Source organism: Williamsia sp. CHRR-6 (assembly GCF_018474015.1).
Taxonomy (GTDB): Bacteria; Actinomycetota; Actinomycetes; order Mycobacteriales; family Mycobacteriaceae; genus Williamsia_A.
In genome coordinates, this window is the sequence record NZ_JAHCSG010000001.1 from 267331 (window position 1) to 289936 (window position 22606).

18 protein-coding genes and 1 pseudogene are annotated in these 22606 nt (G+C 67.0%); 7 read left to right on the forward strand and 12 right to left on the reverse strand.

The features are described 5' to 3' along the window. Positions 1-15: 15 nt before the first annotated feature. From KIK15_RS01185 to hrcA, 5 genes are all read right to left on the reverse strand, one after another. Positions 16-1005, reverse strand: a complete 990-nt coding sequence (locus tag KIK15_RS01185) for a PhoH family protein (RefSeq protein ID WP_214243180.1) — start codon at positions 1003-1005, stop codon at positions 16-18. 227 nt (positions 1006-1232) lie between these two features. After that, positions 1233-2012, reverse strand: coding sequence for a S9 family peptidase (locus KIK15_RS01190; RefSeq protein WP_214242341.1), 780 nt, complete (start codon positions 2010-2012; stop codon positions 1233-1235). Between the two features lies 1 nt (position 2013). Continuing rightward, positions 2014-2778, reverse strand: a complete 765-nt coding sequence (locus tag KIK15_RS01195) for a 16S rRNA (uracil(1498)-N(3))-methyltransferase (RefSeq protein WP_214242342.1) — start codon at positions 2776-2778, stop codon at positions 2014-2016. A 39-nt stretch (positions 2779-2817) separates the two neighbouring features. Then, a complete protein-coding gene (dnaJ, locus tag KIK15_RS01200) occupies positions 2818-3966 on the reverse strand; it encodes a molecular chaperone DnaJ (RefSeq protein WP_214242343.1) in 1149 nt (382 codons plus the stop codon). Between the two features lie 138 nt (positions 3967-4104). Continuing rightward, positions 4105-5139, reverse strand: a complete 1035-nt coding sequence (hrcA, locus tag KIK15_RS01205) for a heat-inducible transcriptional repressor HrcA (protein ID WP_214242344.1) — start codon at positions 5137-5139, stop codon at positions 4105-4107. 205 nt (positions 5140-5344) lie between these two features. On the opposite strand from hrcA, the pseudogene KIK15_RS01210 reads away from it, so the two are divergent. After that, a pseudogene (locus tag KIK15_RS01210) lies at positions 5345-5638 on the forward strand (type II toxin-antitoxin system VapB family antitoxin); the annotation flags it as partial. Between the two features lie 238 nt (positions 5639-5876). On the opposite strand, the gene hemW reads toward KIK15_RS01210, so the two are convergent. Next, positions 5877-7082 carry a radical SAM family heme chaperone HemW gene (hemW, locus tag KIK15_RS01215; RefSeq protein ID WP_214242345.1) on the reverse strand — a complete coding sequence of 402 codons (1206 nt, stop codon included), beginning with the start codon at positions 7080-7082 and terminating at the stop codon, positions 5877-5879. Positions 7083-7529: 447 nt separating this feature from the next. Between hemW and KIK15_RS01220 the strand changes: the two genes are divergently transcribed. From KIK15_RS01220 to KIK15_RS01240, 5 genes are all read left to right on the forward strand, one after another. Continuing rightward, positions 7530-9248, forward strand: a complete 1719-nt coding sequence (locus KIK15_RS01220; protein WP_214242346.1) for a nitrite/sulfite reductase — start codon at positions 7530-7532, stop codon at positions 9246-9248. After that, a complete protein-coding gene (locus KIK15_RS01225; RefSeq protein ID WP_214242347.1) occupies positions 9245-9976 on the forward strand; it encodes a phosphoadenylyl-sulfate reductase in 732 nt (243 codons plus the stop codon). The genes KIK15_RS01220 and KIK15_RS01225 overlap by 4 nt, the downstream gene beginning before the upstream one ends. Beyond that, entirely contained in the window at positions 9973-10914 is a 942-nt protein-coding gene (cysD, locus tag KIK15_RS01230; protein ID WP_214242348.1) for a sulfate adenylyltransferase subunit CysD, read from the forward strand. The genes KIK15_RS01225 and cysD overlap by 4 nt, the downstream gene beginning before the upstream one ends. Next, positions 10914-12224: a sulfate adenylyltransferase subunit 1 gene (locus KIK15_RS01235; RefSeq protein ID WP_214242349.1), complete on the forward strand. Its 1311-nt coding sequence runs from the start codon at positions 10914-10916 to the stop codon at positions 12222-12224. Before cysD ends, KIK15_RS01235 begins: the two co-directional genes overlap by 1 nt. Before the next feature lie 100 nt (positions 12225-12324). Continuing rightward, on the forward strand, positions 12325-13536 hold the full coding sequence (locus KIK15_RS01240) for a S1C family serine protease (protein WP_214242350.1): 1212 nt from the start codon (positions 12325-12327) through the stop codon (positions 13534-13536). A gap of 41 nt (positions 13537-13577) precedes the next feature. On the opposite strand, the gene KIK15_RS01245 is transcribed toward KIK15_RS01240, so the two are convergent. Beyond that, positions 13578-14582 carry a sulfate/molybdate ABC transporter ATP-binding protein gene (locus KIK15_RS01245; RefSeq protein WP_214242351.1) on the reverse strand — a complete coding sequence of 335 codons (1005 nt, stop codon included), beginning with the start codon at positions 14580-14582 and terminating at the stop codon, positions 13578-13580. A 228-nt stretch (positions 14583-14810) separates the two neighbouring features. Beyond that, positions 14811-15011: a hypothetical protein gene (locus tag KIK15_RS01250; protein ID WP_214242352.1), complete on the reverse strand. Its 201-nt coding sequence runs from the start codon at positions 15009-15011 to the stop codon at positions 14811-14813. 265 nt (positions 15012-15276) lie between these two features. Between KIK15_RS01250 and KIK15_RS01255 the strand changes: the two genes are divergently transcribed. Beyond that, on the forward strand, positions 15277-17211 hold the full coding sequence (locus KIK15_RS01255) for a glycoside hydrolase family 15 protein (RefSeq protein WP_214243181.1): 1935 nt from the start codon (positions 15277-15279) through the stop codon (positions 17209-17211). A 46-nt stretch (positions 17212-17257) separates the two neighbouring features. Here the strand turns inward: KIK15_RS01255 and KIK15_RS01260 are convergent, their stop codons facing one another. From KIK15_RS01260 to lepA, 4 genes are all read right to left on the reverse strand, one after another. Next, positions 17258-18163, reverse strand: coding sequence for a cation diffusion facilitator family transporter (locus tag KIK15_RS01260; protein WP_214242353.1), 906 nt, complete (start codon positions 18161-18163; stop codon positions 17258-17260). 103 nt (positions 18164-18266) lie between these two features. Continuing rightward, complete coding sequence (locus KIK15_RS01265) at positions 18267-18611, reverse strand: hypothetical protein (RefSeq protein WP_214242354.1); 345 nt, start codon at positions 18609-18611, stop codon at positions 18267-18269. A gap of 1 nt (position 18612) precedes the next feature. Next, on the reverse strand, positions 18613-20649 hold the full coding sequence (locus tag KIK15_RS01270; RefSeq protein WP_214242355.1) for a M3 family metallopeptidase: 2037 nt from the start codon (positions 20647-20649) through the stop codon (positions 18613-18615). A 51-nt stretch (positions 20650-20700) separates the two neighbouring features. Then, positions 20701-22569, reverse strand: a complete 1869-nt coding sequence (gene lepA, locus KIK15_RS01275) for a translation elongation factor 4 (RefSeq protein WP_214242356.1) — start codon at positions 22567-22569, stop codon at positions 20701-20703. Positions 22570-22606: the final 37 nt, after the last annotated feature.

The following is a 22606-nucleotide window of genomic DNA, read 5'->3' on the forward strand; positions in this document are numbered from 1 at the left end:
CGCCGCGGCGTGGGTTCACGATCGGCGGCCGTTCCCAGCGGCGCGACGATCGGCTCGGTTACCCACGAACCCACGCGACTCCGCGTCCCGCCCGTAGGCGTCGACAATGTCGGCCACCAGCCGGTGACGCACCACATCAGCGCTGGTCAACGTGGCGAAATGGATGTCGTCGATGCCGTCGAGGATGCGGGCGGCCGCACGGAGTCCGCTCTCGGCCCCGCCCGGCAGGTCGACCTGCGTCACGTCACCGGTGACGACCACCTTGGACCCGAATCCCAACCGGGTCAGGAACATCTTCATCTGTTCACCCGTGGTGTTCTGCGCCTCGTCGAGGATGATGAACGCGTCGTTGAGGGTGCGGCCACGCATGTAGGCCAGAGGGGCAACCTCGATCACGCCTGCGGCCATCAACTTCGGGATCGCGTCGGGATCCATCATGTCGTGCAGCGCATCGTGCAGCGGCCGCAGGTAGGGGTCGATCTTGTCGTGCAGGGTGCCCGGCAGGAAGCCAAGCCGCTCACCGGCCTCCACGGCCGGGCGGGTCAGGATGATGCGGCTGACCGCCTTGGCCTGCAGCGACTGCACCGCTTTGGCCATGGCCAGATACGTCTTGCCGGTACCTGCGGGCCCCATACCGAACACGATGGTGTTGGTGTCGATGGCGTCGACGTAGCGCTTCTGGTTCAGCGTCTTGGGTCGGATCGTCTTGCCACGACGGGAGATGATGTCGAGACTGAGCACTTCGGCCGGGGACTCGCCGGATCCGTCGGTCAACATCGACACGCTGCGCCCGACCAGGTCCGGGGTGAGCGCGGTCCCACGCTTGACCACCGAGATCAGTTCGGCCAGAACACGTTCGGCGGTGGCCACGTCGGTACCCGAACCAGTGAGGGTCACCCGGTTGCCGCGTACGTGGATGTCGGCTCCGAGAGCGGCCTCGATCGCGCGCAGATTCGCATCCCGCGTGCCCAACAGCCCGAAGATGACATCCTGGGAGACCTCCATCGTGGACTCCACCCGAGCGGGGCGTCCTGCTGCGTCGGCGTCGGTCACGTGGTGGATCGCTCCTCGTCGGGTCGGACACGAACCGCGAACGCGGTGTCGGGTCGAGTATCGGCATCGAGGTCGGTCGTGACCCCGATCGCATCGCACCTGCAGTCTACTGCCCCTCGATCGACGGGCTCGTGGAGTTTCCTGCTCAGACCGCACCCTCCCCCGCCGACGACCGGTTCTCAGATGCCCAGCCGGCGCAGGGTCTCGCGATGACCTCGGCTGTTGGGGTCGACGAACGCATCGTGTCCCTCACCGGCGACGATCACCATCTCCGCCGACTGACCCCGGGCCCGTACCGACTCGACGTAGGCGCTGCTGACCCGATGGTCGATCGCGTCGTCGAGTTCCCCGTGGATCGCCACCACATGCGCGTCGAACACCCGTGCGCGGATCGGGGACGCGTCTCGATACCGATGCGGAGTGTCGGCATAGGGCGCTCCGATGAAGCGTTCGAGCGCCAGATGACCGCGCTGACCCGCGGCCTCGAGATCGGTGGCGGCCGCCTGCAGGATCACCGTCCGCACCCGGGTGGTCTGGGTCCGGGCACCCAGACGAGCAACGGCCCACAGTGCGAGTTGCCCTCCAGCGGAGTGCCCCACCACCGCGACGTCGTCCCAGGCGACTCGCTGGGCGAGCTCGACCGGCAGCGCGCACCGGACCGAGGTGTCGAGGGCCGACAACGCGTTGGCGACGTCGTATCCCGTGCGGGGCCACCCACCCCCGTGCTCGCCCACGCGTCGGTATTCCACGTTCCACACGACCGCGCCGCGAGCGGCCAGATCGCGCGCGACCGGTGTCTCGACCACCAGCGCGAACTCGGTGGACCAGTACCCACCGTGTACGACGACCACCAGCGGGACGGGGCGACCCTCGGCCGCCGAAGCCGGATCGGCCACCGGGAGGTAGAGATGACCGAACTGAGATCGACTGTCCCCGTAGCTGATCCGCTGTCGGATCATCTCAGCGGTCCCGTCCGCGGGCCCATCGATCGGTGAGGACGCCGATGGCGCCCAGCGCGACCGCCGCTGCCGTGGAGGTCCGCAGCACCTCCGGTCCCAGCGCCACCGGGATCCCACCGAGAGCGCGGAAGTCCTCGAGCTCGCCGGGATCGATCCCACCCTCCGGGCCCACGATCAACACCACCTCGTTCGCTGCGTTCAGCGGCAGATCAGCCAACGACCGCGCCCCGTCCTCGTGCAGCACCGCCACCACTCCGCCACCTCCGACCACGTCACTGACCAGCGACCGCACCGACGCCGTGCCGGCCGGACCTTCGACGAGTGGAACACACGGACGGCGGCTCTGCTTGGCTGCGGTGCGAGCGACCATGCGCCACTTGGCGATCCCTTTCTCGGCACGCGGACCCACCCAGCGGGTGACACACCGCGCGCTCTGCCAGGCCACGATCCGATCGACGCCGGCCTCGGTGGCCAGCTCCACCACCAACTCCGATCGCTCCGATTTCGGCAGGGCCTGCACCAGGGTCACCCTCGGCGTCGGTGCTGCGACGGTGGTGTGATCGAGTGCCCGGAGTACCAGCCGGTCCTTGCCCGAGGTGTCGGTCACCTCGCAGGTCGCCACCGTCCCCAACCCGTCGGAGGCCAGCACCTGATCCCCCACCCGGATGCGGGTGACGGTGAGGGCGTGGTGACCTTCGACGCCGGTGAGCTCGGCGGTCTGTCCGACGGATGGGACGGAGTCGATCCAGAACAGCGGCGGGGTCATGGCGTGGGCGAAGGTCCTGGTCGGGGGCCTGGTCGGACGTCAGCGCCCGGCGAAGGCGTTGCGCAACCGCGAGAACAGGCCGCCGTGGGTAGCCGTCGAACTGTCGACCAGTTCGAGCCGTTCGTTCGGCGACACCTCGCGATAGGCCTTGAGTTTTTGGACCTGCTTGTGATCGAGCTTGGTCGGCACCACCACATCGAGGTGCACGTGCAGGGATCCCCGCACACCGGTGTGCAGGTGGGGCATTCCCTGGCCCTTGATCTTGACGATCTGCCCAGGCTGCGTGCCGGGTTCGACGGTGACGGTGGCGGTACCGCCCAGCACGGTGTCCACATCGATCGACGACCCCAGCGCGGCATCGACCATGGGGACCCGCACCGTGCAGTGCAGGTCGTCGCCGTCGCGCATGAACACGTCGTGCTGTTGCTGCACCACCTCGACGTAGAGGTCACCGGCCGGCCCGCCACCGGGACCCACCTCGCCTTGGCCTTGCAGACGCACCCGCATGCCCTCACCGACGCCGGCCGGGATCTTGACGGTCATGGTGCGACGTGACCGCACGCGGCCGTCGCCGGCACATTTGCGGCATGGGTCCGGGATGGTCTGCCCGGTACCCGCACACTGGGGACACGGGCGCGACGTCATCACCTGGCCGAGGAACGAGCGCTGCACCGACTGGATCTCGCCGGCGCCTTTGCAGATGTCACAGTTGACCGGCTTGCTGCCCTCGTGGCCGCCCGAACCCTTGCAGGTGTCACACAACACCGCGGTGTCGACGGTGACCTCTTTGGCCACCCCGGCCGCACACTCGTCGAGGTCGAGCTGCATCCGCAGCAACGCGTCGGAACCGGGCTGCACACGACCGCGGGGTCCCCGCGACCCGCCGGCGGCACCGGCACCGAAGAACGCCTCGAACACATCGCCCAGGCCGCCGCCACCGAAGCCGCCGAACCCGCCCCCAGATCCGGCTGTGGCCATCGGGTCGCCCCCGGCGTCGACGATGCGCCGCTTCTCGGGATCGCTGAGCACCTCGTAGGCGGTCGACACCTCGGCGAACCGCTGTTGCGCGGCCTCATCGGGGTTGACGTCGGGGTGGAGTTCGCGCGCGAGCTTGCGGTAGGCGCGCTTGATCTCCGTCTCGCTCGCCCCGGGTTCGACACCTAGGGTCCGGTAGTAGTCACGTGCCACGGCGCAGCAATGTCCTTCGCTCGATGTCGGAGAGGGCGTCACCGACGCGGTCTCCGGTCGGGGCCGATGAGGTGGCCTCCGCTGGTGTTACGACTCAACAGTTCTCAGACGCGGCCCGACACGAGGTGTCGGGCCGCTTCAACGTTCGGCGAGCACCTCGCCGACATATCGGGCAACGGCCGCGACCGAGGCGATTGTTCCCGGGTAGTCCATCCGCGTGGGCCCGACCACCCCCAGACCACCGAAGACCGTTCCCGGAGCACCGTACCCGGTGGACACGACCGCAGCGCCACGCAGGTTCTCGGTGCGGGTCTCCTCACCGATGCGTACCGTCACCGTGCCCGGCAGCTGAGCCGCCGCCAACAGCTTGAGGACCACCACCTGCTCCTCGAGCGCTTCGAGCACCGAGTCCATCGACCCCGACACCGGTGAGAAGTCGGCAGCCGAGCGCGCCAGGTTGGAGGTGCCGCCCAAGACCAGACGGTCGTCGGAGCGCTCGACGAGAGTTTCCACGAGGACCGTGGCGACGTTGATGACCGCGGCGCGGATGTCCTCCGGCGCTGACGTGGCCAGCTCGGCCACCGCCTGTGAGGCGACCTCGAGGCGCTGACCGTGCAGGGCCGCAGAGAACATGTCGCGCAACCGTGCAACCTCGTCGTCGCTCAACTCAGCGGAGAGCTCGACCATCCGCTGCTCCACCCGACCGGAGTCGGTGATGACCACCAGCAGCAGCCGCGAAGCACTGAGGGTGACCACCTCGAGGTGGCGCACCGTGGCCGAGGACAGCGTCGGGTATTGGATGATCGCCACCTGGCGGGTGAGTTGGGCCAGCAGCCGCACCGAACGCCGCAGCACGTCGTCGAGGTCGATCCCGGAGTCGAGGAAGCTCAGGATGGCGCGACGCTCGACCGAAGAGAGCGGCTTGACCTCGGAGATCCGATCGACGAACAGCCGATATCCCTTGTCGGTGGGCACCCGCCCGGAGCTGGTGTGCGGCTGGGCGATGTACCCCTCGGCCTCCAACACGGCCATGTCGTTGCGGATGGTCGCACTGGACACTCCCAGCTGGTGGCGCTCGACGAGCGCTTTCGAGCCGATCGGTTCCTGGGTCGCCACGTAGTCGGTGACGATGGCCCGCAGGACCTCGAATCGACGTTCATCGGTGCTGGACACGTAGTTCACCTCCATCGTCTCGTGTGCGCTGCCCCGGGGCGCCAGCTCGCCGTTGCGCCCGGGCGCGCCCCTCGAGTTTACGGAGGTTGCGGGCCTGAAGGTGTGACCGCGACCCCACTGCGGTGTCGGGTCGCTCTAAGGTGGGCGGGGTCGGGGCAGGTCGTCGTCACGCCGAGGGGGGCCACGTGTTTGTCGAGGGTGAACTGTGATCTTCAAAGGTGTTCGAAACGGTAAGCCGTACCCCGAGCACGGGCTGACCATGCGCGAGTGGGCGCAGATACCGCCACGACAGTTTCGCCTGGACCAGTTGACCACGGTCACCACGGCCCTCGCGTTGGACAAGTTGTTGTCCGAGGACTCGACGTTCTACGGCGACCTGTTCGCCCATGCGGTTCGCTGGCAGGGCGAAACGTACCTCGAAGACGGCCTGCACCGCGCGGTCCGATCTGCCCTGCGCAACCGGCACGTCATCCACGCCCGGCTGCTCGATCTCGACTCCCGCGGTGCCCCCGACGCGACCTCTGCTGCGACGAGCGGGGACACCGCATGCAACTCGGATGTTCCCGGGGCGGACCTCGTGGACTCCGAGGTCGACGGCGAATCGGGCCACGACCTGTCCCGACCTGACGACATCGACTCTGCCGCCGATCAGCCCACCGAGCCGATCCTGCTGCCCGCCGAGGTGGGCGTCGACGCCGCGCCGCCCACCGGTACCGATCCGTCCGACGACGCAACGCTCAGCGCGCCGTCAACACCTGCCGAACCACCGCATCGGCCAGCAGACGTCCACGGTTGGACAGCACCACCCGATCTCCCCGACGCACGGTGAGACCGGCGGCCGCGGTCTGATCGACCTGCGCGCGCTCGGCATCGTCGAGTTCGTCCAGGGCCAGCCCGGTTCGCCGCCGCAACGCGAGCATGACGCGTTCGGTGTGCTGTTCGTCGACGGTCAACTCCTCGATGGCCGCGACCGGCGACGACCCGGCGGCCAGGGTGGTCGCGTATCGGGCGGGATGCCTGAGGTTCGACCACCGCACCCCGTTGACATGTGAGTGCGCCCCCGGTCCCACACCCCACCAGTCAGCACTGTCCCAGTAGCCCAGGTTGTGTCGGCACTGCGCCGACTCGTCCCCGCCGCGCGCCCAGTTCGACACCTCGTACCAGGGCAGCCCCGCTGCGGCGAGCCGTGCGTCGATCGCCTCGTAGCGGTCGGCCAGCACGTCGTCGTCGGGGGCGGGCAGCTCGCCGCGCCGCACCCGGCGGGCCAGGGCCGTGCCGTCCTCGACGATCAGCGCATAGGCCGAGACATGGTCGACACCGGCCGCCAGCACCGCGTCGAGGCTGGCGTCGAGGTCGGCGTCGGTCTCACCGGGGGTTCCGTAGATGAGGTCGAGGTTGACGTGGTCGAAGCCCGCTGCCGCCGCCTCGGTGGCGGCCTGTACCGCGCGGCCCGGGGTGTGTACCCGGTCCAGGGTGGCCAGCACGTGCGGGGCCGCCGACTGCATGCCCAGCGACACCCGGGTGAACCCGGCGTCGCGCAGACCGTCGAAGAACGCCGGTGAGGTCGACTCAGGGTTCGACTCGGTGGTGATCTCGGCGTCGGATGCGAGGTCGAGATGTCGGCGCACCGTGTCCAGCACGGTCCGCAACCCAGATGCACCGAGCAACGAAGGTGTGCCACCGCCGACGAACACCGTGCGCACCGGCCTGCGGGGGGTCAGCATCCGCGCCGCGAGTGCCAGCTCGCGTTCGATCGCCGCAAACCACTGCTCAGGCGCAGAGTCAGTGCCCAACTCGCCTGCGGTGTAGGTGTTGAAGTCGCAGTAGCCGCAGCGCGTGGCGCAGAACGGGACGTGGACGTAGAGCCCCAGCTCGGTGTCGGGATCGATCCGCCCGGCGATCGGGGGTACCGGGCCCGCCGGCGACTCTGCTGCTGTGCTCACACTCTGATCATCCTCTGCCCGGCGGGGTCGACCGTCGTCAACCGTCGGGTGGGAATCACGTGGGTCCGACCGCGGTTGTCCCTTCACGGCATCTCCGGTGTGTGCGGGTACCCGCACGCACTGGACCGGAGGTGATTTCGCTCACCGTGAGCGAAAGTTATCGCAAGTAGACGAGGCGAACCGACACGTGGCACGATGACAAACGTGATCTCCCCCGGTGTGTGGCTGTCGCAGCGACGCCACATCGACCTCAAGCGTGTCTGCAGCGCATTCTGTCGTAGCTGACCGCCCCGACGTCCGTCGAGGCCCCGACCCGTCGAGGCCTCGCACCGACCAGGGGTGCGGTTTCCACGTTTGCGCCCCACGTATGGATCACCACACGCACCGGGGCCGGTGCGCATCACCACGACCGCCGCCGGCTCCATCCGACCCAGGAGCCACCACCTGATGACGTCGACACCCGACGCACCCACCACCGCCGCCGACTCGACTCGCGCGCCTCGCCGTCCCCGGCCGGCCAAGCGACGCGCCGAAGGCCAGTGGAAGCTCGGTTACCGCGAACCGCTGAACCCCAACGAGCAGGTCAAGAAGGACGACAACCCGCTCAATGTGCGAGAGCGCATCGAAAACATCTACGCCAAGCAAGGTTTCGACTCCATCGACAAGCAGGACCTACGTGGGCGCATGCGGTGGTGGGGCCTATACACCCAGCGCGCGCAAGGCTACGACGGCACCTTCACCGGCGACGAGAACATCGATCTGCTCGAGGACAGTCACTTCATGATGCGGGTGCGCTGCGACAAGGGCGCCCTGACCGCCGAACAGCTGCGGACCATCGGTGCGATCTCGACCGAGTTCGCCCGCGACACCGCCGACCTCTCCGACCGCGAGAACGTCCAGTACCACTGGATCCGGATCGAAGACGTCCCCACCATCTGGCAGCGGCTCGAAGCCGTCGGCCTGAGCACCACCGAAGCGTGCGGCGACTGCCCGCGTGTGGTGCTCGGCTCACCACTGGCCGGCGACGCCGTCGACGAGGTCCTGGATCCGACGCCGGCCATCGACGAGATCGTCCGCCGCCATGTGGGTGACCGCGAACTGTCCAACCTGCCACGCAAGTTCAAGACCGCCATCTCGGGTCTGCAGGACGTGGCCCACGAGATCAACGACATCGCGTTCATCGGGGTGAACCATCCCGAGCACGGGCCGGGACTGGACCTGTGGGTCGGCGGCGGCCTGTCGACCAACCCCATGCTGGCCCAACGGGTGGGTGCGTGGGTGCCGCTGGCGGAGGTACCGCAGGTGTGGCAGGCGGTGGCCACCTTGTTCCGCGACTACGGGTATCGACGGCTACGGGCCAAGGCCCGGCTGAAATTCCTCGTCAAGGATTGGGGCATCGAGAAGTTCCGTCAGGTCCTGGAGGACGAGTACCTGGGTCGGAAACTGATCGACGGACCCGCACCCACACCGCTGAGCGAGCCGCGTGATCACGTCGGGGTGCAGCGACTCAAGAACGGACTCAACGCGGTCGGGTTCGCGGCGATCGCCGGCCGCGTGTCGGGGACCGCCCTGACTGCGGTGGCCGACGCCGCCGCCCGCGTGGGGTCCGACCGGATCCGTTTCACGCCGTATCAGAAGCTCGTCGTCCTCGACGTGGCCGACGACGACGTCGACTCGCTGATCGACGAGCTGGCCGCGCATGGTCTCGACGGACGTCCCTCGCGATGGCGCCGCAACCTCATCGCCTGTTCGGGCATCGAGTTCTGCAAGCTGTCCTTCACCGAGACACGCAAGCGCTCACAGCAATTGGTGCCCGAGCTCGAACAGCGGCTGGCCGACATCAACGCTCGACTCGATGTCCCCATCACCATCAACATCAATGGCTGCCCCAACTCATGCGCTCGGGCCCAGATCGCCGACATCGGCTTCAAGGGTCAGCTCGTGGAGGACGACAACGGTGACCATGTCGAGGGATTTCAGGTCCACCTGGGCGGCACTCTGGGCGCGGACGCGGGTTTCGGGCGCAAGCTGCGCCAACACAAGGTGCGCACCGAGGAGCTCGGCGACTACATCGACCGAGTGGTCCGCAACTTCGTCGACCAACGCCAACCCGCAGAACGGTTTGCCGAGTGGACGATCCGGGCACAGGAGGAACATCTGCGATGAACAGTGCCACCAGGCTGGAATCACACCAGCGTGAACTCGTCGAGGCAGGCAACGCCGAACTCGGACCCGACGCGACCGCCGAGGCCCTGCTGCAGTGGACGGCCCGTACGTTCGGCAACGATCTCGTCGTCGCCTCCAACATGCAAGACGCCGCTCTGGTCGCACTGGCCGCGACCACCATGGGGCCACTGTTGCCGGCCGGCGAGAAGCTCAAGGTGCTCTTCCTCGACACCGGGTACCACTTCGCCGAGACGATCGGTACCCGCGACGCCGTAGAGCTGACCTACCAGGTGGAGATCATCAATGTGACCCCCGAACACACTGTGGCCCAACAGGATGAACTGGTGGGGCGCGATCTGTTCGCCTCCGATCCCGGTGAGTGCTGCCGCCTGCGCAAGGTGGTCCCGCTGCAGCGTCAACTGTCCGAGCACAGCGCCTGGGTGACCGGGATCCGTCGGGTAGAGGCGCCCACCCGCGCCAACGCCCCGCTGATCTCCTACGACGAGGCGTTCGGGCTGGTGAAGGTCAACCCGATCGCCGCGTGGAGCGATGAACAGCTGCGCGACTACATCGACACCAACGGAATTCTGGAGAACCCGTTGGTCGACGAGGGCTACACATCCATCGGGTGCGCACCGTGCACCAGCAAGCCGGCCCCCGGGGCCGATCCGCGCAGTGGCCGGTGGGCCGGGCGCGCCAAGACCGAATGCGGGTTGCACCAGTCATGACCATCGAACAGACCGGATCACGTTCTCCGGCAACAACGTCTGACGACGAGTACACCACACTCGATGCGTTGGAGTCCGAGGCCATCCACATCTTCCGCGAGGTGGCAGGCGAATTCGAACGCCCCGTCATCCTGTTCTCCGGCGGTAAGGACTCCACCGTGCTGCTGCACGTGGCGATCAAGGCGTTCTGGCCCGCTCCGATCCCGTTCTCGCTGTTGCACGTCGACACCGGCCACAACCTGCCCGAGGTGCTGGCGTTCCGAGACGAAGTGGTCGCCCGCCACAACCTGCGTCTGCACGTGGCCAGCGTCGAGGAGTACCTTGCCGACGGGCGTCTCACCGAACGCCCCGACGGAGTACGCAACCCTCTGCAGACCGTGCCCCTGCTCGACGCGATCACCGCCAACCGATTCGACGCGGTGTTCGGCGGGGGCCGTCGAGACGAGGAGCGTTCGCGGGCCAAGGAGCGGATCTTCTCGTTGCGCAACGCATTCGGGCAGTGGGACCCCAAACGTCAACGGCCCGAGCTGTGGAACCTCTACAACGGCAGACACGCACCCGGCGAACACGTACGTGTGTTCCCGCTGTCGAACTGGACCGAGCTCGACGTGTGGCGTTACATCGCCCGCGAGCAGGTGCTGCTGCCGTCGATCTACTACGCCCACGACCGCGACGTGTTCGAGCGTGACGGCATGCTGATGACCCCGGGACCGTGGGGCGGACCACGCGAGGGTGAGACGCTACAACGACTCTCGGTTCGATACCGCACGGTCGGCGATGGCTCCACCACCGGCGCGGTGCGCTCGGACGCCGCCGACAACGCCGCCGTCCTGGCCGAGGTGGCCGCGTCCCGACTCACCGAGCGTGGGGCCACCCGCGGCGACGACCGGGTCAGCGAGGCCGCCATGGAAGACCGCAAGCGTGAAGGATATTTCTGATGAGCACCCCCGACGTCGGACTGCACTCCGACCTGTTGCGCATCGCCACCGCGGGCAGCGTCGACGACGGCAAGTCCACCCTGGTGGGGCGGCTGCTCTACGACACGAAATCTGTTCTGGCCGATCAGATCGACGCCGTGACACGGGCCTCGGTCGACCGCGGACTGGCCGGACCCGACCTGTCGCTGCTGGTCGACGGGCTGCGCGCCGAGCGTGAACAGGGCATCACCATCGACGTCGCCTACCGCTACTTCGCCACGCCCGCACGGTCGTTCGTGTTGGCCGACACCCCCGGCCACGTCCAGTACACCCGCAACACCGTCTCCGGCGCGTCCACGGCGGGCCTGGTGATCCTGCTGGTCGATGCCCGCACCGGCGTGGTGGCCCAGACCCGTCGGCACGCCGCGGTGATGGCACTGCTCGGGGTGCCGCAGCTGGTGTTGGCCGTCAACAAGATCGACCTGGTCGACGACGCCGCCGCTGTGTTCGCCGAGATCAGCGCCGAGTTCGCCGCGTTGACGACCACTCTGGGTTGGAGCGCCGATCAGGTGCAGGCCATCCCGGTATCAGCCCTGCACGGCGACAATGTCGCCGTGCGATCGGCGACGACCGCCTTCTACGATGGGCCCACTCTCATCGAGCATCTCGAGTCGGTGCCCAACGTCGCCGATCGCGCACCGGTGGGCTTTCGCTTCCCGGTGCAGTACGTGATCCGTCCGCGCACCCCCGAGTACCCCGACTACCGCGGATACGCCGGACAGATCGCCGCCGGCCGCGTCACCGTGGGCGATCAGGTCACGGTACTGCCGTCGGGGATCTCCACCACCGTCGCCGGGATCGACACCGCCGACGGTGCACTGCAGACCGCCCACACCGGTCGCAGCGTGACCATCCTGCTCACCGACGACATCGACATCTCCCGCGGAGACCTCATCGCCGCCAGTTCTGATGCGCCCCAACCGATCTCGGCGTTCACAGCCACCGTCTGCTGGCTGGGTGACAAGCCGCTTCGCCCCGGGGCTCGACTACTGCTCAAGCACGGGACCACCACCACCGCCGCCATCGTCGGCGCCGTGGACACCGTCTTCGACGAGCAGGCGCTGGGTCTGGTCGACGGCCCAGACGTGCTGGAGCTCAACCAGATCGGGCGAATCTCGGTGCAGACCGCCTCCCCGATCGCAGCCGACGACTACCTGGTCAACCGCGAGACCGGCAGCTTTCTGCTCATCGATCCCCAGGGCGGCAACACCGTGGCCGCCGGACTGGTCGGCGATGCCTTGGCCCCCTTGGATCTCGCAGCGCTCGCCTGAGAACCCACCTGAGAGAACCGTGTAGAACGCAGCGAAAGCCTCAGCGAATCGCACCGGTGATTCTTGGGCTCGTTTCAGGTGCCGTGCCCACCATGGGGGCATGTACCCCAACTCCTCCGATCACCCGACCCATCCGTACCAGCCGCAGATGTCCAGCCCGGAGCACTTGCCGCCAGCCCAGGCGCCCACCCCCGAGCGACGACGGATCAGCCCGGCTGTGGCTGCTGCGGTGGTCGCCGCAGGACTGCTCGGCGGCGGCGTGGGCGCAGGTGCCGTGGCCGTCTGGGATCAACAGCGCGACACCACCACTGCGTCGCCGTTGACCTCGGCCCCAGCTGATGCGCGGACCGTCGACGCCACGCCCGGCTCGGTGACCTATGCCGCCAAGGTGGCCTCAGGGTTCACCGCCGACATCAAAGTCAGCGGCGCTGCGGGCAGTTCGGTCGGCAGCGGGATCATCCTGACCTCTGACGGTTACACCCTCACCAACAACCACGTGGTCGACGGCGTGGGCGAGGGCGGTCGCATCCAGGTCACCCTCCCCGACGGCTCGACGCACCGGGCCACCATCACCGGTGTCGCGCCGTCCTATGACCTTGCGGTCATCAAGATCGACGGGGTGGACAATCTGCGCGCCGCCACGTTGGGGCAGTCGTCCAGCCTGCAGGTCGGCCAGCAGGTGGTTGCCGTGGGCAGCCCCGAGAATCTCTCCAACACAGTGACATCGGGCATCATCAGCGCACTCAACCGCACTGTGACCGCAGGCGACGACTCCGGTCGACAGGTGGCCGTCTACAACGGCCTACAGACCGACACGCCCATCAACCCCGGCAATTCCGGTGGGCCGCTGGTGAATCTGGCCGGCCAGGTGGTGGGAGTCAACTCCGCCGTCGACACCGGCCAGGCGGCCAGCGGCGGAGTGCAGGCGTTCGGTCTGGGATTCTCCATCCCCGTCGACACGGCCAAACGCGTCGCCGAGCAATTGATGCAAGACGGTACGGCTACCAAACCCGTTCTGGGCGTGTCCGGTTCACTGGACACTGCGTCTGAGAACAGTGGCGCGCGGGTCCAGGTCACCAGCACCGGCGCGGCAGCCAAGGCCGGGATCAGATCCGGCGAGGTGATCACGTCGATCGACGGCACTCCCGTGGGCAGTTACGCCGACCTGATGGCGCAGGTGTTGCGGCACACCGAAGGCGAACAGATCCCGGTGGCCGTCACATCCGCAACCGGCGCCACCCGCACGGTCACCGTGACACTGGACGGCGCAACCGACACCGCGACCACCACCGTGGGGTCCCTCGCCCCCTGAGGTGTGGTCAGGGCAGCACGCGCGGCCCCAACCCGGGCACCTCAGCCCTGGATTCCGGCGATCACCGGAATCCGGGTGGCCCGAACGTAGACCTCATCTCCCTCACCGACTCCGAGTGCGGCGGCGTCACCGCGGGTGATCTGGGCGTGGAAGTCGTCTCCGGTTGCCGCGTTGGACAATTCGACTCGCACCTCGAACCCGAGGTTCACGACCCGACGCACGGTGGCCTTGAGCACCCCGGTCTCGGCCGAAGCCTGATCGGCGGTGGCCAACGCCATATCCGGTGTTCGTCCGACCCGGATGTCGTGGGGGCGCACCAGGGATCCGTTGAGACGCGCCACCGAGCCCAGAAACGACATCACGAACTCGTTGGCCGGGCGGTCGTAGAGGTCATCAGGGCTGCCGACCTGCTCAATCCGTCCACGGTTGAGCACGGCGATGCGGTCGGCGATGTCGAGCGCCTCCTGCTGGTCGTGGGTGACCAGCACCGTGGTCACATGTACCTCGTCGTGCAGGCGCCGCAACCACTTCCGCAGATCCTCGCGCACCTTTGCGTCCAACGCGCCGAACGGTTCGTCGAGCAGCAGCACCTTGGGGTCGACGGCCAGCGCACGGGCCAAGGCCATCCGCTGGCGTTGGCCGCCGGACAGTTGCGCGGGGTAGCGGTTCTGGAATCCGGCCAACCCGACCACCTCGAGCAGTTCGTCGACGCGCGCCGACACCTCGGCCTTGGGTCGTTTGCGGATGGTCAGCCCGAACGCCACGTTGTCGCGCACCGACATGTGCTTGAACGCGGCGTAGTGCTGGAAGACGAAGCCGATGTCGCGCTGCTGCGGCGAAACGTGGGTGACGTTGTCCCCGTTGATCACCACGCTGCCCGAGTCGAGGTGATCGAGGCCGGCGATAGCGCGAAGCAGCGTCGACTTCCCCGATCCAGACGGCCCCAGAAGTGCCGTCAACGATCCCGCAGGGATCTCCAGCGACACGTCATCGAGAGCGACGAAGTCGCCGTAGCGCTTGTTGGCACCGGTGACCGAGATCGTCATGGGGGTTCCTTCTCGTGGTGAGTCGACCGCCGTGGCGGTCCGGCGACAGACGGCGTCCTCACACGGAGGGCCGGTGACCGAATTTAACACCGGCAGAACTGCGACGATGCCGCCGAACCGGAGACCGGTGGCGGGCCCGGTCACCGCCTCAGCGAGTGAGCAGCCACGCGACCAAGACCAGTAGGAGCAGCCCGATCAAGGCAGTGGTCACCTTCGATCGTGGCATCCTCATCGCCTGTCCCCCGCAGAACGGGGTGTCGAGACTCGCTCGACGATCCGCATGACCCCGTTGACCAGCGCGTTCAGCGCGATCGCGGCCACGATGGCCGACGGGATCAACACCGCCAGCGACACCAGCAGCTGCGGCACGAACGACAAACCGGTCAGCCACGCCTCGACGCCGTCCCACCACGTCCGGATCCCGTTCACTCTCCCACCCTAGCCCGCAGCTTAAATTCACCGTGATCCCAAATCCGGGCACCGGAGGTCTCGACCCGGCATCGACACCGCGCAGCTGTGGCGCATTCGCCCACCCACCAACCATCATTGAGCCATGACCCCTCCCCCCGCCGACGACACCTACACCTCGGCCGCCCCAGACACTGCGTCGACCACAGCCGCGACCGGCGGTGCCGTGACGTCGATCGATCCGGGGGCCGACCCGACGGCGACGTTGCGTCCGTCGTTCAATCCGATGTCGGCGGAGGCGAATTCGTTCCTGCCCGCCACCACCACCCACAATGCGTTCCCCCCGATCGACGACTACGCATTCCTGTCCGACTGTGAGACGAACTGCCTCATCGCGCGCAACGGGGCGGTGGAGTGGATGTGTGTCCCGCGCCCGGATTCACCGAGCGTCTTCGGCGCGATCCTCGACCGCTCGGCCGGCCACTTCAAGCTGGCGCCGTACGGGGTCAACGTGCCCGTCGATCGCCGCTACCTACCGGGCTCGCTGATGGTGGAGACCACCTGGCAGACCGACACCGGCTGGATCATCGTGCGAGATGCACTGGTGATGGGCAAGTGGCACGACAACGACGTCCGGTCGCGGACACATCGGCGTACCCCTACCGACTGGGACGCCGAGCACATGCTGCTGCGCACCGTGCGATGTGTCAGCGGGACAGTGGAACTGATGATGAGCTGCGAGCCGGCATTCGACTACCACCGAGGCAGCACCATCTGGGAGTACTCCGGGCCGGCCTACGGCGAAGCGGTGGCCACCGCCACCGACACCACACATCCGGCGCCGACGCTGAAGTTGACCACCAACCTCAAGCTCGGGCTCGAAGGCAGGGAGGCGCGGGCGCGTACGCGGCTGAACGAGGGCGACGACCGCTTCATCGCACTGAGCTGGTCGGCTCAGCCGGCCCCACAGAACTGGGACGAGGCCGCGGCGAAGATGTGGTCCACCGCCGAGTCGTGGCGCCAGTGGATCAACGTCGGCACGTTCCCCGACCACCCGTGGCGCAGCTTCCTGCAGCGCAGCGCGCTCACCCTCAAGGGCCTCACCTACTCCCCGACCGGCGCCCTCCTGGCCGCAGCCACCACCTCGCTACCGGAAACCCCCGGGGGCGAACGTAACTGGGACTACCGATACGCGTGGGTTCGGGATTCGACTTTCGCGCTGTGGGGGCTCTACACGTTGGGCCTCGACCGAGAGGCCGACGACTTCTTCTCCTTCATCGCCGACATGTCCGGGGTGACCTCAGGCACCCAGCACCCACTGCAGGTGATGTACGGGGTGGGAGGCGAACGGTCGCTGGAGGAACAGGAACTCTCGCATCTGTCCGGCTACGACGGAGCGCGCCCGGTGCGGATCGGCAACGGCGCCTACAACCAACGCCAGCACGACATCTGGGGCACCATGCTCGACTCGGTGTACCTCAACACCAAGTCCACCGAATCTATCCCCGAGACCCTGTGGCCGGTGCTCAAGGCCCAGGTCGAGGAGGCGATCACCCACTGGCGTGACCCCGACCGCGGCATCTGGGAGGTGCGCGGCGAACCGCAACACTTCACCTCGTCGAAGGTGATGTGCTGGATCGCACTGGATCGTGGTGTGCGCCTTGCCCGTATGCACGGTGAGGCGCAGTATGCCGACAAGTGGCGTGCCATCGCCGACGACATCAAAGACGACATCCTCACCCACGGCGTCAACGAGCGCGGGGTGTTCACCCAGCGCTACGGCAGCGACGCCCTGGATGCCTCCCTTTTGCTGGTGCCACTGCTGCGCTTCCTACCGCCCAACGACGAACGGGTCCGCAAGACCGTGTTGGCCATCGCCGACGAACTCACCGACAACGGCCTCGTGCTGCGCTACCGGGTGCAGGAGACCGACGACGGATTGGCAGGCGAGGAGGGCACTTTCACGATCTGCTCGTTCTGGTTGGTCTCGGCCCTGGTGGAGATCGGCGAACTCAATCGCGCCAAGCATCTGTGCCAACGGCTGCTGAACTACGCCAGTCCTCTCAAGCTCTACGCCGAGGAGATCGACGCCAGGACCGGCCGCCACCTGGGCAACTTCCCCCAAGCCTTCACCCACCTTGCGCTGATCAACGCTGTGACCCACGTGATCCGCGCCGAAGAGGCGATCTCCCACGTGCGCAAGGCATCCGAACACGGCTGACAGGTCAGGCAGCCACGATCACGGCGCGTCGATCCCGCCGGGTTGATCAACGCAGGCGCCACGGCTCGTACGCTCTCGGGTCACCGATCGGTTCGAGATGGATGGTGACATGCATGTGCTCGAGCGCGCCGAGAAGGTCGTGCTCGACGCGCTCGACAAGGTCGTGGCCCTGCTGCACCGTCCACTCCCCGGGCACCAGCATGTGGAGTTGGACGAACCGTTCGTGACCGGACTCCCGCGTCCGGATGTCATGGAAATCAACATCATCGGCCCGGTATCGGTCGAGCACCGCCTCGATCGCCGCGCGTTCGGCGTCGGGTAGTGCGGTGTCCATCAGGCCGGCACTCGACCGCCACACCAGCCGACCGCCGACGGCGAGGATGTTCACCGCGACCGCCATCGCGATCACCGCATCCAGCCACAGCCATCCCGTCAGCGCCACCAAGATCACCCCCACCACCACCCCGGCCGTGGTCCATACGTCGGTGAGCAGATGGGCACCGTCGGCCTCGAGGGTGTGGGATCGATGCGCGCGACCCACCCGCACCAGCAGCACCCCGACGGCCCCATTGAGCGCTGTGGCCACCACTGCGATCCCCAGACCCATTCCGACAGCATCCAATTCGGCCGGGTGCAGCAGCCTGTTGACTGCGGCCACCATGATCAGGCCCGCCGCGACGACGATCATCACGCCCTCGAACACCGCGGAGAAGTACTCGGCCTTGGTGTGGCCAAAATTGTGATCGTCGTCGGCGGGTTTGGCAGCCACCCGCAGCGCGATGAACGCACCGACCGCGGCCACGACGTTCACCAGGGACTCAGCGGCATCCGACAGCAAGCCCACCGAACCGGACACCTGCCACGCAACGACTTTCAGCGCGATGACAACGACCGATGCGACGATGCTGATCAGGGCGTAGCGAGACAGGTCGGCCCGGGCGTGCGCGTTCACGTAATCATCCTGCCCCACCCGAATGCTCGTGATGCATGCCTTCGGCGGCGCCGGAGAACCACGCTCAATGCGGCGAGTACGACCACGGCGTGGTGGTGGTCACCTATGTCGACTGCGACGCACTGAGATCAGTACGCACGAGCACTGCCTCGACCGGATCGGGTTCGAATCCGAATCGAGCGAGGTGATCCTCGATTCCCGCCCACTCATCATGGGCGTAGGTCTTCCACTCCAGTTCGTACCCGCCGGTGTCGGCCAGCCGCGCCTCTCGCTCGATCACAGCGGCCAGATCGGCGACGTGCAGCGAGACGGCGACGATCCGACACTCGGATCGGTCCGCCGACCACTCGCGCACCACGTCTGCGTCGTCGCTCCATTCACCTGACGCGCGCCGCCCCTCGTCGAGAACACTCAGCTCCTCGATCCCGGGACCGCTCGATCCGAGCATCTCAGCCGGTCGAGACCTCGAGCCCCCGTCGCCGCAGCAGCGGCTCGATGCGAGCCTTGCGGCCGAGCAGTTTCTGGTGTGCAGCAATGGGATCCACGCTGTCACCACGCGACAGGGTGGCGTCGGCGAATTGCGCGCCGTTGGTTCGGGTGAGACCACCGTTGTCCAGAAACCACTGCTCGGTCTCGGCGTCGAGCACCTCTGACCAGATGTAGGAGTAATAGCCAGCCGCATACCCGCCACCAAAGATGTGGTTGAAGTAGGCGGTGCGGTAGCGCGGCGGGATCAGCTCGGAATACACCCCGGCGTCCCGCAGCGCCTGCTCCTCGAACGCCTCGATGTCACTCACCTCGTCGTCGGCGGTCAGGCGATGCCACGCCAGATCGAGCACCGAGGCGGCGAGGTATTCGATGGTGGCGTAGGCGGTTTCGACCGCGGTCGCCTCACGGCCAGCCTGTGCCAACTCGGCCGGGATGGGATCACCGGTGCGATGGTGGCGGGCGTAGTTGGCCAACACCTCAGGGTGCAGAGCCCACATCTCGTTGACCTGCGAGGGGAACTCGACGAAGTCACGGGGCACCGAGGTACCCGACTGCGAGGGGTAACGAACCGCCGAGAGCAGACCGTGCAGCGTGTGACCGAACTCGTGGAACAGGGTGGTGAGCTGATCGAAATCGAGCAGACAGGGTTGTCCCGGTTGGGGTTTGGTCACGTTCAACACGTTGACGATGATGGGGCGGGTGGCCAGCAGGTCGGACTGGTCGACGATGTTGTTCATCCAGGCCCCGCCCCGCTTGCTGGGCCGGGCGTAGAAGTCACCGAGGTACAGGCCGATCGAGGTCCCGTTGGCGTCAAACACCTCCCAGGTCCGCACGTCGGGATGGTAGGACGGCAGCTCGGTGCGCTCCCGGAACGACAACCCGTAGAGGACGTGCGCAGCGTGGAACACGCCGTCGTGCAACACAGTGTTCAACTCGCAGTAGTCGGCGAAGTCGTCGATCGGGACCGATGACTGCGACCTGCGCAACGCAGCCAACCAGTACTGCATGTCCCATGCTTCGATGTCGCCGCCCGCCAACTTGCGCAGGCGGGTCAGCTCCCGTCCCCCAGCCCGCATGGCGGCCACTGACAGGTCGGCGAGCATCGACTCCACGGCGGCGGCATCTGGGGCGGTCTGCTCGGCGAGTACGTATTCGGCGTGATCGCGATATCCGAGCAACTGCGCCCGCTGCGCACGAAGCGTCACGATCTCGAGAACAATTGCGCGGGTGTCGAACTCGTTGCCGCGCAGACACCTGCCCACCGACGCCTCGAACAGCCGCCGCCTGGTGATGGAATTCGTGAGTGCTGCCAGGGCGGACTGTCCGGTCGGCAGCCCCAGCGTCAACAGATAGCCCCGCTCATGACCTGCGTCGACCGCCGCAGCCTTCGCGGCTGCGATGGCGGCCTCGCCCAGACCGTCGAGGTCGGCCACGTCGTCGATCAGCACTGCCGCAGCGTTGCTCTCGCCCAGCACCTTCTGCGAGAACGAGGTGGTCAGCACCGACAGGCGTGCCGAAATCTCCCGCATCTGTTGCTGACCGTCGTCGTCCAGAGCAGCGCCCGCGCGTACCGAGTCACGAAAAGTCCTCTCCAGCAGCCGCATCGACGGTTCATCGAGCCCGAGTGCGGCGCGGTCGTCGTGCAGACGCCGGATCCTGGCGAACAAGGCGGGGTTCAATGCGACCGCATCGTTGTGCGCTGCAAGCTTGGCGGCCAACTCTTGGGCGATGGCATCTCGCTCGGGGTTGGAGTCGGGCCCGATGAGGTTGTAGAAGATGCCCGCCGCCTGCGACAACGCCTGACCCGAGCGCTCGAGTGCCTCGATGGTGTTGGTGAAGGTCGGCTCCTGGGGGCTGCCTGCGATGGCGTCGACCTCACGTAGGTGCTCAGCCATCGCCTCGGTGAACGCAGGCAGGAAGTCCGAGTCTGAAATGGCCCCGAAATCGGGCAGACCGTGCAGCAGGGGACTCGGCGCGAGAACAGGATTCGTCGACATCAGTCCATCGTATCGACCGATCTCACCGGCGCCGGTCGGGATCGAGTGACGCTACTTGCCCTTCGGCTTGTCGCTGGCGGCGTCGGCTGACAGCGCGGCGACGAAGGCCTCCTGCGGCACCTCCACCCGACCGATGGTCTTCATCCGCTTCTTGCCTTCCTTCTGCTTTTCCAACAGCTTGCGCTTGCGGCTGATGTCGCCGCCGTAGCACTTGGCCAGCACGTCCTTGCGGATGGCCCGGATGTTCTCGCGCGCAATGATTTTCGAGCCGATCGCCGCCTGCACCGGTACCTCGAACTGCTGGCGGGGGATGAGTTCTTTGAGTTTGGTGGTCATCTTGTTGCCGTAGGCGAACGCAGCGTCCTTGTGCACGATCGCACTGAACGCATCCACCGCCTCACCCTGCAGCAGGATGTCCACCTTCACCAACGCCGATTCCTGCTCGCCTGCCTCCTCGTAATCGAGGCTGGCGTAACCGCGGGTGCGTGACTTCAACGAGTCGAAGAAGTCGAAGATGATCTCGGCCATCGGCATGGTGTAGCGCAGCTCCACCCGGGTCTCCGAGAGGTAGTCCATGCCGCCAAGCTCTCCGCGGCGCGACTGACACAACTCCATGATGGTGCCGACGAACTCGCTCGGGGCGATCACCGTGGTCTTCACGATCGGCTCGAAGATGGCTTGGGCCTTGCCATCTGGCCAATCCGAGGGGTTGGTGACGATTTGCTCCCGACCGTCCTCGGCAACCAACCGGTACACGACGTTGGGTGCGGTGGAGATGAGGTCGAGGCCGAATTCACGTTCGAGACGTTCGCGGGTGATCTCCATGTGCAGCAGACCCAGGAATCCGCAGCGGAATCCGAAGCCCAGGGCCACCGACGTCTCAGGCTCCCAACTCAATGCGGCGTCGTTGAGCTGCAACTTCTCCAGCGCGTCACGCAGGTCGGGGTAGTCCGACCCGTCCACCGGATAGAGCCCCGAGTACACCATCGGGCGTGGCTCGCGGTAGCCGGTCAGGGCTTCGGTGGCGCCATTGCGGGCCGAGGTGACGGTGTCGCCGACCTTCGACTGCCGAACGTCTTTGACTCCGGTGATCAGGTAGCCGACCTCCCCCACGCCCAGGCCCGCCGTCGGCTTGGGTTCTGGTGAGACGATGCCCACCTCGAGCAGCTCATGGGTGGTGCCGGTCGACATCATCTCGATCTTCTCGCGCGGCACCAGCCGTCCGTCGACCACGCGGACGTAGGTGACCACCCCGCGATAGGTGTCATAGACCGAGTCGAAGATCATCGCCCGCGCGGGGGCGTCGGCATCGCCTACCGGTGCGGGCACGACCCGCACCACCTCGTCGAGCAACTCCTTGACACCGACGCCGGTCTTACCCGACACCCGCAGCACGTCGTCGGGTTCGCAGCCGACGATGTGGGCGATCTCGGCGGCATAGCGGTCGGGATCGGCAGCGGGCAGGTCGATCTTGTTGAGGACCGGGATGATGGTGAGGTCTTTGTCCATGGCCAGGTACAGGTTGGCCAACGTCTGCGCCTCGATGCCCTGGGCGGCGTCGACCAGCAGCACCGCTCCCTCGCACGCCTCCAAAGCCCGCGACACCTCGTAGGTGAAGTCGACGTGGCCGGGGGTGTCGATGAGATGCATGACGTAGTCGGTGGTCTCGCCGTCATCGCCGGTCACCTGCCACGGCAGACGCACGTTCTGCGCCTTGATGGTGATTCCACGCTCGCGCTCGATGTCCATCCGGTCGAGGTATTGCGCACGCATCGCCCGGTCGTCGACCACACCGGTGAGCTGCAGCATCCGGTCGGCCAGCGTCGATTTGCCGTGGTCGATGTGGGCGATGATGCAGAAGTTACGGATCCGGGACGGATCTGTGAAAGTGGTGTCGGCGAAACTGGGAATCGAACTCACTCCTCATGGCGGGTGGATGACTCCAGTTTGGCACGTC

What these genes read in the sequence shown, in the direction of transcription:
- KIK15_RS01185 (WP_214243180.1), bottom strand. Translation starts at nt 1,005, where the DNA reads ATGGAGGTCTCCCAGGATGTCATCTTCGGGCTGTTGGGCACGCGGGAT.
- KIK15_RS01190 (WP_214242341.1), bottom strand. Translation starts at nt 2,012, where the DNA reads ATGATCCGACAGCGGATCAGCTACGGGGACAGTCGATCTCAGTTCGGT.
- KIK15_RS01195 (WP_214242342.1), bottom strand. Translation starts at nt 2,778, where the DNA reads ATGACCCCGCCGCTGTTCTGGATCGACTCCGTCCCATCCGTCGGACAG.
- KIK15_RS01220 (WP_214242346.1), top strand. Translation starts at nt 7,530, where the DNA reads ATGACGTCGACACCCGACGCACCCACCACCGCCGCCGACTCGACTCGC.
- KIK15_RS01225 (WP_214242347.1), top strand. Translation starts at nt 9,245, where the DNA reads ATGAACAGTGCCACCAGGCTGGAATCACACCAGCGTGAACTCGTCGAG.
- cysD (WP_214242348.1), top strand. Translation starts at nt 9,973, where the DNA reads ATGACCATCGAACAGACCGGATCACGTTCTCCGGCAACAACGTCTGAC.
- KIK15_RS01235 (WP_214242349.1), top strand. Translation starts at nt 10,914, where the DNA reads ATGAGCACCCCCGACGTCGGACTGCACTCCGACCTGTTGCGCATCGCC.
- KIK15_RS01240 (WP_214242350.1), top strand. Translation starts at nt 12,325, where the DNA reads ATGTACCCCAACTCCTCCGATCACCCGACCCATCCGTACCAGCCGCAG.
- KIK15_RS01245 (WP_214242351.1), bottom strand. Translation starts at nt 14,582, where the DNA reads ATGACGATCTCGGTCACCGGTGCCAACAAGCGCTACGGCGACTTCGTC.
- KIK15_RS01255 (WP_214243181.1), top strand. Translation starts at nt 15,277, where the DNA reads ATGTCGGCGGAGGCGAATTCGTTCCTGCCCGCCACCACCACCCACAAT.
- KIK15_RS01265 (WP_214242354.1), bottom strand. Translation starts at nt 18,611, where the DNA reads ATGCTCGGATCGAGCGGTCCCGGGATCGAGGAGCTGAGTGTTCTCGAC.
- KIK15_RS01270 (WP_214242355.1), bottom strand. Translation starts at nt 20,649, where the DNA reads ATGTCGACGAATCCTGTTCTCGCGCCGAGTCCCCTGCTGCACGGTCTG.